The sequence below is a fragment of the Parashewanella curva genome (assembly GCF_003675895.1).
Taxonomy (GTDB): domain Bacteria; phylum Pseudomonadota; class Gammaproteobacteria; order Enterobacterales; family Shewanellaceae; genus Parashewanella; species Parashewanella curva.
This window is the reverse complement of the sequence record NZ_ML014843.1, coordinates 1-12185: the sequence shown is the minus strand read 5'-3', so window position 1 is coordinate 12185 and position 12185 is coordinate 1. Positions and strand designations below refer to the sequence as shown.

Annotated in this window: 9 protein-coding genes; 6 read left to right on the top strand and 3 right to left on the bottom strand. The window is 39.3% G+C overall.

The window, feature by feature from the left end; translation table 11 throughout:
- Positions 1-914 (top strand): IS4 family transposase (locus D5018_RS18885; RefSeq protein ID WP_121840542.1); only part of this gene is annotated, 914 nt, incomplete at its 5' end.
- 24 nt (positions 915-938) lie between these two features.
- On the opposite strand, the gene D5018_RS18880 is transcribed toward D5018_RS18885, so the two are convergent.
- Complete coding sequence (locus D5018_RS18880; RefSeq protein ID WP_121840541.1) at positions 939-2081, bottom strand: helix-turn-helix transcriptional regulator; 1143 nt, start codon at positions 2079-2081, stop codon at positions 939-941.
- Positions 2082-2316: 235 nt separating this feature from the next.
- On the opposite strand from D5018_RS18880, the gene D5018_RS18875 reads away from it, so the two are divergent.
- From D5018_RS18875 to D5018_RS18865, 3 genes are all read left to right on the top strand, one after another.
- Positions 2317-5646 (top strand): Kelch repeat-containing protein, encoded by a 3330-nt coding sequence (locus D5018_RS18875; RefSeq protein ID WP_121840540.1) that lies wholly within the window; start codon positions 2317-2319, stop codon positions 5644-5646.
- A 179-nt stretch (positions 5647-5825) separates the two neighbouring features.
- On the top strand, positions 5826-7382 hold the full coding sequence (locus D5018_RS18870; RefSeq protein ID WP_121840539.1) for a hypothetical protein: 1557 nt from the start codon (positions 5826-5828) through the stop codon (positions 7380-7382).
- A gap of 83 nt (positions 7383-7465) precedes the next feature.
- A complete protein-coding gene (locus tag D5018_RS18865) occupies positions 7466-9931 on the top strand; it encodes a hypothetical protein (RefSeq protein ID WP_121840538.1) in 2466 nt (821 codons plus the stop codon).
- A gap of 199 nt (positions 9932-10130) precedes the next feature.
- On the opposite strand, the gene D5018_RS18860 is transcribed toward D5018_RS18865, so the two are convergent.
- Positions 10131-10313, bottom strand: coding sequence for a hypothetical protein (locus tag D5018_RS18860; RefSeq protein WP_121840537.1), 183 nt, complete (start codon positions 10311-10313; stop codon positions 10131-10133).
- 147 nt (positions 10314-10460) lie between these two features.
- Between D5018_RS18860 and D5018_RS18855 the strand changes: the two genes are divergently transcribed.
- Both D5018_RS18855 and D5018_RS18850 read left to right on the top strand, forming a co-directional pair.
- Positions 10461-10760, top strand: coding sequence for a DUF4277 domain-containing protein (locus D5018_RS18855; protein ID WP_121840536.1), 300 nt, complete (start codon positions 10461-10463; stop codon positions 10758-10760).
- 21 nt (positions 10761-10781) lie between these two features.
- Positions 10782-11618 (top strand): IS1634 family transposase, encoded by an 837-nt coding sequence (locus D5018_RS18850; protein ID WP_279386892.1) that lies wholly within the window; start codon positions 10782-10784, stop codon positions 11616-11618.
- A gap of 37 nt (positions 11619-11655) precedes the next feature.
- Here D5018_RS18850 and D5018_RS18845 read toward each other — a convergent pair.
- Positions 11656-12185: transposase (locus D5018_RS18845; protein WP_165905111.1), on the bottom strand; the 530-nt coding region annotated here is incomplete at its 5' end.

The following is a 12185-nucleotide window of genomic DNA, read 5'->3' as shown; positions in this document are numbered from 1 at the left end:
AGGTTATTCTGCATGATGGTTCCTCGTTAACCTTACCTCCCGCACTTGCTAAAACATATAAAGGTCGCTTTACCAAAAATGCTCCTGCTGCAATTGAGTGTCATGTCAGTTTATCTATTTTTGAGCGTAAAATTATTCGAATGGACATTGATGCAGACTCTGTATCTGAGCATGATTACTTGCCTCAAGCACATACACTGTCAGGCAGTTTATTTCTTGCTGATTCTGGTTATGTTAGCACGCCATATTTTGCTGAGTTGGATAAGAACAACGCCAGTTTCATCGTTAAAGGTAAGGTTAATCTAAACCCTACAGTTCTCCGAGCATTCAACGGTAAAGGTAAAGAGTTAAAGCGCCCTGTAGGGAAAAAGCTAAAAGAGGTTTCCCAAAAACAGAATAGCCAAAAAATCATGGATTTTGATGTTGAGTGGGACAGTTATAAATGCCGATTAATAAGGCGTTGGATTGCATCGGAACAAAAGTTCGTGCTCTGGTTAACGAATTTATCTAGAGAAGAATTTAGCGCTGATGAAGTCACTATGTTGTATCGAGTTCGATGGCAGATAGAGCTGCTTTTTAAGGAGCTGAAATCGCACAATAACCTTCGAAAATTTAACACCTTAAAAAAGCCAATTGTAGAAGGATTAATATGGGCAAGCCTACTGACACTTGTACTAAAAAGGGCCATAGCAACCAAGGCTGTAGAAAAAATCTCTTTCTTTAAAGCGGCAATGAACGTTGATATTTGGTTTATTCCCGTATTACAAGCTGTTGTGGATAGAGCTTATTTTGAACTTGAAGAAAGGCTGGAATGGGCATTTAGTTATTTACAAAAAAATGCCACGAGGTCTCAACAAAGAAAATCCAAAGGAAACAGTGAATTGAGTAATATTATTCAAAACTTTAACTCTTAAGGTTCAGTCTATGAGTAAATGATATTAACAATTTTTGTTGAAGTTAAAAGCTGGAATGCTAGATAAAAAATTTATCAGTGATATTTGCGAATTGCATCCTGTTTTTGCATAAATATTATTTATCTGTTCTCTTACCGTATATATTGATTTATCCAGAATAAGCGCAATTTCTTTTGGTCTTTTCCCTTCAACAATAAAACTACATACATCTGTTTCTGCTGGTGTTAATGAGAAAATGTGATGTAATTGTTTTTTATCAACCACAGAGACATAATTTTGCGATACAATATAAACAAAAGTACCTAAAAAAATATCTTTTTCACCATCATGTTCGATAAGTTCTTCAAACGCTAACGTTTCATTGTCATTCAATATAAACCTGCTTCCCTCATCGACAACAATATCAACACCTGCAATTCTTTTAGAAGAGCTCAAAATTGAAAGAGATAGTTTTTTATCTTTTTCTTTGTCGTTAAAATGTAAAGTGTTTTCTTTGATTTTTAATGTTTTTTTATCATTTATATATAGCTGCATCATTTTATTTAAAGCTGTAACTTCACCATACTCATTTAAAATAGCGACAGGTAAACGATATTGATTAACAACGGATTTCAATCTTAAGTTTGAAATTGTATCTTGAGCAATGACAAAAGATTTTTTTAGTGCATCGTCGATATAAGGCAATAAAGCATTCAAACGTTCCACTTCTTGCAAAGTATATTTACCCTGTTCTTCTTTTCGATTCGTAAGTAAAGCTGTACTCCAGTCTTTATCGACAGACAAATACGCAGCTGCGCCTTCAATAATCCCTTGTGGTTTTGCCCACTTCAAGTAATAGTCTGTATCATATACATTGATTTCTTCATGCACTAAATTAGTCGCATATACTTTACCAATTTCTGAAGTTTGTAATTTTATTAAAATAGGATCTTGTTGCGCATATTCATTCACATATAAACTTGCCATTTCGTCATCTGGAAACCAACCAGCCCCCACTTGAAATCGAATGGCAAACGAAGTGTTATTCGTCACAATTAAATTACAGGAATTAAGGTTGAATTGTGAGCGTAAAGCCTCCATTAATTTCTCCCATCCTTTGGGATCATTATGAATGTTCGAGAGCATTCCTAAGATAAACATGTCATCTTTTATCGGTAATGAATTCATTTTTACAGCCTAATATTGATCAAACATAAATTAGTTTAGAGTTTTTACACACTTAGGTTTTTTCGAAAATTATCACCGTCCATAATAAACCGCAACCCCCTAAACATAGGGGTACAAGACCGCTTGTTTATTGAGTAAATTTCACCCCGTTATTTAGTGATTTCCCTATCACTCCTTCTGGACTGTTTTTTGACGAGTTCAAAAAACAGTCTTTTTTTAACGGAATTATTTGATTATGAAAAAAATATTAATTGCCTGCTCAGTTGGAATGCTGTCAGCATGTGGTGGGGCAGATAAATCTTCTTCGCCATCGCCCAGTACGCCCGATCAACCAACCGCAAACACAGCACCTGTTGCACGAAATGTAGTAGCCAAAGATCAAAATGGCGGGTCAGTTGTTGTGGGTGACTTACTTCAGGGATCTTACACCTTTTTTGATAAAGAACAAGATAAAGAACAAGGCACTACTTTCAAGTGGATTATTGATGGGAAGACGGTTAGCACTGAAAAAAATTATAAGGTAAAAGCCGAAGACCAAGGTAAAAAAATCTATTTTGAAGTCACACCAAAAGCTGCTACTGGTATAGCGACAGGCAAACCGGTCAAAGCGCAAGCCGTGCAAGCCTCTAACTCTCCAGCGCCTGAAAACAATTCTCCTACTGCAGCTGATGTAAAAATTGTCGATGAAAATGGTGATTCTGTTGCACTCGGCGATAAACTGGTTGGAAATTACACTTATTCTGATCAAGAAAATGATGCTGAAAAAGACAGTGCCTATCGCTGGATCATAAACGGAGAAGTTGTAGGTACAGAGAAAAACTACAGCATTCAAGATAAAGATTTAGGTAAATCTATTGTCTTTGAGGTAACGCCTAAAGCTGCTGCAGGTAAAAATGAAGCCGAAGCGGTTAAGTCAGCTGCACTTGCGATTCCATTACCAGAAAACGAATCACCCGTTGCAACCTCGGTTTCCATTACCGACGTTAACGGTGGTGAAGTCCTAATTAAAGACATGCTATCAGGTACGTACACCTATTCAGACAACGAAAACGATGCTGAAAAAGACAGCCAATATGCTTGGACGATTGACGGCAAGCTAGTCGGTAGTGATAAAACCTATCAAATCACGCCAGCTAACCGTGGTAAATCAATTGTATTTTCGGTAACGCCAAAAGCGGCTGCTGGTAAGAACGAAGGCGTGAGTGTTAGTTCTGAAGCATTACAAATTTCAGACAAATTACTTACCCAAACCATCGCGTTTGATGAAAATGAAATGCAAGCTGAAGTGGGTGACAAAGTTAAAAACCAAACAACGGCTGATGGTACTGGCGCATTAACCTTTACCTCACAAGATGAAGAAGTTGCGACAGTTGACCAAGAAGGCACCGTCACCATGCTGAAGGTGGGTTCCACCAAAATTAAGGTCACCATTGCTGCTGACGATACCTATTCATCTGCCAGTGCAGAATATGACTTAACCGTTACTGAAGCGAAAAACCCAAAAATCATTGCCCTGATTGGTGAGCAAAATACGCCGATGAAAATCCTTGATGCGGATGGCAAGCAATTTTACAGTGCAACCAATAATTGTGATGCCCTAGAAGGCACCGACTGTGAAAATCTCTACAGCAAAGAAATTGATGATTCTGAATTTATCGATGACAACGCCGAACAAGGTCAAGATGCATGGGTAACCATTGCTAAAGGCAATAAGGTCGGCAAGACGGTTATTACCGCTAAATTCCCACAAAGAATGCTACACACGGCTTCAGCGGTTTTCAAAAACAAACTGTGGATGTTTGGTGGACGCAAAGGGAATGATGGTCATAATGAAGTTTGGCACTCAGAAGATGGCACTGTTTGGTCTCAGGTGAAACAGCTTGATGAGTCAAAGGCTTTTACAAAACGTCAAGCGGCGGCAGTTACAGAGCATAACGGCAAACTGTGGGTGTTTGGTGGTACTTATCGAGAAGGTAAGCAAATCATATACTCGAACGAGTTATTGGTCAGTGAGGATGGCATAAACTGGCAAAAAGTTGAAGGCACCAATCCACCTAAAGGTCGATTCCTGTCTAAAATGGTTTCATTTAACGGCAAGTTAATACTGCTTGGTGGTTATGGACCTGATGCTGACAGTGCACGCTTGTGGAGCACGGTTGATGGTAAGCAATGGACAAGAAATACATCTACAGCGCCATTAGACTCAAGTTTTGACTTTGATTTAGAAGTTTTTGATGACAGGTTGTGGCTTATTGCTGGTAAAGATGCCTACTCAACATCAAGTTCAGACAGTAATGCTGTTTGGAGCAAAACCTCGCTGCCGAGTAACGTGACATCACCGCATTTTGTGATTGAGCAAAATCAGTTATGGGTTATTGATAAAGAAGGCCGCAAGTATTACGCGAAAAAGAACGCCAGTACACAACAATATACGTGGCATCACGTTAACGACTCTGTGGCTGAAAATACGCCAACCTTTGCTCCAAGACGATTAAACAATATTTTGTCGTTCAAAGGAAAAATCTGGTCGATTGCGGGCGAAAGAATTAGTAGTCAATCTGTTCATAATGAAATTTTATCGACCAATATTGAAGATAAAACTTGGAAGCATCACACCACAAATGGTGAATTTGCCCCAAGATATGGTGCCAGCCTGAATGTATTAAATGGCAAGTTAATCCTTTCGGATGGACTTGCTTATCAGGGTCGAGTCGATGAAAGCTGGAGCTTGAACAAAGATGGCACATGGAGTCGGTTAGCACCTACTGACAGCAATAAAGCCAATAGCTTGGATTATTCGCAAGTAGTGAGCTTTAAAGGCAAGCTATGGGCAATTGGAGGGAATAGTAGTACCTCTGCGCTTCAAAGTTCTAATGATGGTAGAGATTGGGATAATCATGCGAATGCAAATAACGAGGCAGTCGTAAAGCGAAGCGTGCATCGTGTTATTGTTTATCAAAATAAGATTTGGGTGATTGGTGGTATTCACTCACGAAATCGTACCAATGATGTGTACTCTTCTGAGGACGGCATTAATTGGACCAAGCACAGCAGTAACTTGCCTAATATCAGTCACCACACCATTACTGTTTTAAATAATCAGATGTACATTTTCGGAGGCATTCAAGGCAATGTCAGCTCAACAAATGTTTGGAGGAAATCGGCTACTTCTGATACATGGGAGAGAGTACAGGTAGAGGCTTCTGGTGTTTCATTGCCAACATTTCATACGAGTACCATAGCTGGTGACGACGCTATTTATATTATTGGCGGATACTCTGCTAGTACATCAAATGCATCTGACAAAATTTATAAATTGGCGCTCAATAGCGATAATACATTCACTGCGACCACCGTTGCAACTGAGGTTCCCTTTGGTCCTCGCTACGGCGTGGCAACTATCGGCTACCAAGGCAACATTTGGGTCATAGGTGGTAGAGGGCAGTATGATCCGAGTACCAACGAAAACATTGAATACAATGACATCTGGCGTTCTAAAGACGGTGATAATTGGTTTAAGCTGTATAAAACTCAAGTTGATATGAATGAGTTACCCGCTCGATAAATTCAATTTTTGATAGGAAAAGTCACAGTGCAGCAAGCAAGGGTGCTGTGGCTTTTATCAACCTCTTATTCAAAAAGCAGAACATATTCTGCTTTTTCAAGATATTAATCACACGAGTTAACAATATTCACCTGAATATGACAAGTCGTGACTTATTGTTCATTTTAGGAAAATCACCCATGATCGACACTGGAAAATATTACGCTGCCCCAGTACAGGCAGACGACCCTGCGTTTGAAATCGAAATGATGCGTAATAACTCAAGCGAAGGGTTTACGGGTCAACGTCATTCAGTAACGGCGAGCCAGCCACAGAGTGAAACTGACCAACTTAAGTCAAAGGTGAAAAGTGCCATTGATGAAATTAAAAAAGATGGCTTTAAAGCTGCAATTCGCTTATTTAACAATTTCTACGAAGAATTCAACATGGACGAGCGTGAACAGCGCGCGAAAAAAGAAGCGGCTGCTTATCGAGACCCAATGGATCCAAACAATGCGTTTGCGTTAAACGAGACCGATAAAATCATTTATGAGCCTGTTTATCTTTTAGAAAACAAAGACAAAAATACTGACTATTTTCAGTTCAGAACCAAAACAGCCTATGGGGTGCTGCAGCGTATCTCTGATGGGTTATGGCGTGAAGTCAGCTTTGCCTTTCCATCCCATGCTTATGCAGAAAAACATTACCCATTGGAAATGATTCAAGGTGAAAGTAATGCTAACTGGCGCCGTGAAGATTGTGACTTACATAAAATGCGTGTGCATTACCTAAGCCTAGATAAAACCAAAGCAAACGCCGCAGCTGCCATGCATTCGTTAAAAGATGTTCAAGCAGAATGGTTTGCGGTGGATAAATCCAGCACCCGTAATAACGAACAAACTCGATTCAGTGAGCCAAGATTTCATGTCAATGGCAAATCAGGCACAGTAACACTCAGCCACGTTTACGCATGGTTTTTGCCAAGGCTGACGCAATCAGGTCGTCAAATTCAGTACAACTGGGATGCGCTACGAATTCGAATAATGCAAGGTGATAAATTGATAAATCGTTTTATCAGCTGGACATCTGAAGTGGGCAGTGAAGCGATTAAATCACAGCGTACAGGAATGGCTTTATCTGATGGTGGCTATATTGGTGATCTAGAGGAAGGTCAATATCAACTATCCATTTCTATTTATGATGAAGAAGTCTTCAACTATCCCTTTGAGGTAGTTAAAACCGTTTCAAATGATCTGCAAAATAGCGTGAAACAGTATTACACCATTAGAACACCGAGAGATGATTACGCGAATGTCATTTTAAATAATCAATCTTGGGATCTTGATGTTTATTATCCAGCAGTGCGTTTATTGGATAAGTGTGGCAGTTTAGAAAAATTTGAGCTGGCAATCGCAGCTGAGCAAAATGGCAAACCTTGGATGGGTTATGAGTGGAATGAGTTTGAAAAAGGTGGCCTGATTAACGAAATCACCGTTCGCGAAAAAGCGAATTGGGCACAAGGCAGAATTAAACTCAGCATCCCTGTTGGTTCTCACCCAACCGATTACTTACGTGAACAAGCGTTGTTTGGCGATGTCACACTTCACATTTTACTTGATGGAGAAAAGTTTGATGAAATCACGCTCAATATAGGTGAGAAAGGTTTCGTCAAGCCACAGGATGTGAAGATTAATCATCCTCTTGCGGATATTGATTTCCCTGATCTTCATGATGGTCAGCTGTTGCCTTTGTCATAAATAAGCATAGTCATAGGGCTTGTAGCCACTCTAGCAGTTTTGGAGTGGCTTTTTTATCCTTACCCCTTATTTGGTATAAATTAATGAATAGACAAAATCTTTATCAATTGGTCGCTCTTACCCTTACAACAGCTTTTTCTCTTTATTCTGAGTCAGCCATTGCAATGGAATCTCAAGATTGTCTAACGCCAGAAAATGGCATTTTTCGAATTGGTGGTGATGGTAAAGCGCACATTTACGAAAAATTTAATCACCCATCAATCTGTTGGGGAGGTGTAAATGAAATCATTATTGCACCAAGGCAAGAAATTAAAGATGAAACAATTAACGGTGAATACAATTATATTTCTCTGATTTTATCGAATATCACAGAGTCAAGAAAACGGTTAGCGGAAGAGTTAAAAATATCGAATCCCGTAGCAGCTTCGTTAGCTTCCAAGCCTCTTTTGATCACTAACGGTTTGAGTAAATCCAATTTTGAAAATAATACCAACTTAACTAACACTCAAGTTCGAATTGGTGGGAGTTACTATTTTTCGCTTAGCATTCAAGGAGGAGTCAATTGGAAGCTCAGTGGTAAAGGAGATTTAGTAAACTATCCAGGGCACTTCCCTGGTAAGATCCAAAACTACAGTAATACGCAAGGTAAGTATGGATTCTATATCGATGGGAAATTCGTAAAAAATCGCAATGCGTTGGGGGTTGAAGGTTATACCACTAGAGAAATACACGGAACTGTGTTGGATACAAAACCTGCGTCAGATTTTGAAATTGAATACATTGAAATTGCCCGAGCAGGGTTCGCTGGTATGCATATCAAAACTGAACGAAGAAATCCCGGTGGTGTCCCTTTAGATAATACGGCTTTTACCATGCATAACATTAAGATTCATGATAACTATATTCATGATAGTGTGGGTGAAGGGATCTATTTGGGTAGTACTTCAAAGACTGAATATCAACACGCCATTAATAACATTCGTATTTGGAATAATCGAATTGTTCGAACAGGCGCTGAAGCAATTCAAATGGGGCAGCTGACCGGACAAAACAAAATCCATAACAATGTATTTGGCCCATCAGGCACCAAATGGCGTGCTCCTTTTCAGGCATTCCAAGACAGTACCGTACAAATCGATCATAGAACTGGCAATACCGAATTTTATAATAACGTCGTAATTGGTGCAGGAAATACCTTGCTATTTATTGCCGACAACCGTGTTGGTGTCCCAAAAGTTGGTGATGGCGTATTAATCAAAGAAAATTATTTTTCTGGTACACGCTTTTTAGGTAGCTACATCAAACCTGCGCACACAGCCCCTGATGTCTTTGATGATTATGCGCACATTCCGACTTATCGTTTCGAAAATAACATTTGGCGCACTCAATCATTTGCTAGAGATTTAATTTATCCGAATATGAGTAAGCCAAAGTATTTACACAGTACACATAACTTTGATGCCACTATCGAATTTGTTAATGAGCAATGGCAAAGTGATGAAAACGGCAATGGGTTAATTGAGTATCTTCCAAATGATAATGGAACCTCAGTAAGAGGTAAGATTTCAGGCAAAAACAACCAACGACTTAGCTCTGTTGATGAAATTCAGTTTACTAAAATAAACGATTTTTTTACGCCTTTGGGTAAGTTTTCTGGGGCGATAAATATCGAAGTTTATACAAAACTCTATGGTGTTTCAGTGGAAACTTCTGGTAACTTAGTTAGTTATCCTTACAATCAGGTCGTAATGACACAAAAAGAAGTACCTTTTCATTCTTCTACAGACAATATCGGCGGTGTTTTTTATCAGTGTATCACCCCCAACGGTTGTGAAGGTCTCTCACCTGAAGAAGACTCAAGTCAGAAACAATGGCAACAAGTTTTATCACCTTATGGAAATCAAAAAGATAAATTTATCGATAACTTTGTCACAACGGGAGCTTATTCAAATAAAGGTTTGATTGTATCTTGTCAAAAGCCATCAAAATTAGAAATTTTACCTATCGAGAAAGCAGGGCAATTTAGAGATAAGTTCTTCCCATTTTCTAACGCCATTGATACTCAGCATACTTTGATGTATGACAATGAATCACACTCTGTTATTGGCTTAGATACAGATGTGACTGATAAAGATGTGTTCTTTTATAGCGATCAAAACCAAGGTCGTTTGGCTTATCTAGACTTGGGTGAAAACTATGAACAACTGAGGATCGAGCAAATTTGGACCAAGTATCGTAAATGGTCTGCGCGTCTTAAAGACGGAAAAGCTATTCATCATACAGGTTTTAAGTCTGTTCGTTGGTTTAAATCATTGGACGATTCTGAAGGAGTTAATACCAATGAGGTTAATTTCCATACTGCGTTGATTGAGACTAATGAGCACAGTCAGCCATTATGGAAACAAGATAAAACCAACTCAAAAGTTATAACCCCTAAAGCGAGATACTTAGTCTTAGAGACTCACCCTATGTCTGAAGGGTATGACTATAGCCGCGCTCTAGAGTTTGCATTAGTGGGGTGGAAACAAGCGCAATCTTGTTTAAATTAGTTGATAAATGTGAACTCTACTCAGTAGGCTGGAGTTCACTATATTGCAAATCAGCTTAATTCATGAATTAAGCTGATAGAAACCACCACTGTATAGTTAGAAATGCTGGCGAGTAAATTCACTAGCAATATTTGGTTCTTATAACCCGTTTTTCTAATAAATTGGTAGCTGTAGGTTGAATTACAAATGCGAGGAGCATTTACTCACTGATTCCATGGGCTTTGTTTAAGAGCCATAATTCAACTTTTTGTCTTGAGTTAAGCGAAGGCTGATTTGAAGTTTGAGATAAAAGCGCTGCTTTTCGAGTGAGCAGTTTTTGTTTCTTTTTCTCAAGATCTTTCAACTGTTGCTCAATTAACTCAAATTCTGAAGGTTCAGGCAAAGCTTTTCTCAATAGAGTTAGGACGTTAACTAATTCTCAATCAAGAATATTTTTAATCAATCCGTGATTCCGCACCGAAATAAATAATAAAAAATTCTTGACGCCGATCCCCGTTTTTGATCTATTACTGTTTTTTGGGAGAAGAAAATGCCAAGCCCAAGCTACAGCATAAAAAACATTGATCACCTTGGATTAGTTGCAGCCCTTTGCAAAGATTTAAAAATCGCAGAAATGATCGATGCCGTTATCCCTAAGCAAGCGGATTGTAACGTCACTCACGGTCAAGCTCTCGTTGCCATGATATTGAATGGGCTGGGTTTTCACAGTGGCACGCTTCACATGTTCTCGGAGTATTTCAAAAGCAAGCCAACAGAGCGTTTAATCGGTCAAGGTGTACTACCTGAACACTTAACCGATGACGTCTTAGGGCGATGTTTAGATGCCTGATACGACTCCAACGTTTCGGCTTTGTATCAAGTGATGGCTGAGCGTGTCCTAGAACACTTAAATATCAAACCCACAGCAGTACACCTTGATATCACCAGCTTTCACGTAGATGGTAAGTATGAAACAAAGCGTGATAATGAAAATGATGCGCCTACGTGTATCGAACTTGTCAAAGGGTACAGCCGAGATCATCGTCCAGAGCTTAATCAGGTTGTGCTTGAGATGATTAGTGAAAACCAAGCTGGTATTCCTATCTATATGCAGGCTCTGAGCGGTAATACCAACGACCAAAAAGCTTTCCTCAAACTGAGTAGAGAGCACATTGACAGTCTCAAAGCCGCAGCGCAAAGTCGATACCTGATTGGGGACGCCGCTCTATATACGGAAGAAACGATTAAAACGCTTCATGATAGAGGCAGGCTCTTTGTCACCCGAGTACCGCAAACATTAAAAGAAGCTAAGTCTCACATCGAACAAGCCCAACTGAGTGAAATGGAAGAATTAGGTAACGGCTACCACGGCAGCTGGGCAACCAGCCACTATGCAGGTGTTCCACAGCAATGGCTAATTGTTAAGAGTGAGCAAGATGCTAAGCAGCAACAAGCAACGCTTGAAAGAAACATCACGAAGCATACATCAAAAGAGCAAAAACAGCTGAGTAAACTGATGAATCAAGGGTTTGCTTGTGAACTTGACGCTCAAAAAGCCTTATCTGCATTTGAGTCCACGCTTAAGTGGTGTGAACTTATTGAAACAACAATCGTTAAAAAGGCGAAATATCAACGTTCAGGTAGACCTAAAAAAGGTGAGCAGCCTGAAGGGTATCAATATTTTATTACAGGGGCCACAAGCCAATAATTTTCGTGATTTTGTTAATACAATACTGCGGACAGTTTTATGCCGCAATAACCCCGAACTCTTCCAGCTCGCTTATGGCCTGAGATACTTTTTCGCTACTCGGGTCGATATCTAACTTATCAAAAATGATTTTCATCAAGTATTGATTGAACTTACGTCGTCTCCAACTCGCTATCGATATTACAGATTCAGAGTGACATTCTTTGCTCATTGCATCTTCAAATTTCAGTACATTTAAGGCTGTGAATGATGCGTTAATATGGGTATGTATTGCTTCTTTCTTGCGGGCTTGGCAATCCATTAGCCCAGTAAATTGTTTCGCATCTCGAAACACAAATTCAATTTGAAAACGAGCTTTGTAATAAGTAATCAAAGTCATCGCATCTAATTCAGTATCAGTCGAAAACAACATTATCCGTGCTGCTTTGCCACCTCGATTACAAATCAACATTGCCACTTTGATTTCTCTTTCTAAGCAAACGGAATGGACAACGGCACTGTAAACCTGAATGTTTTCGTCTAACATTCCTTCATACTTAAATCGATGTAGGTCTTGCTCAAAGTCGA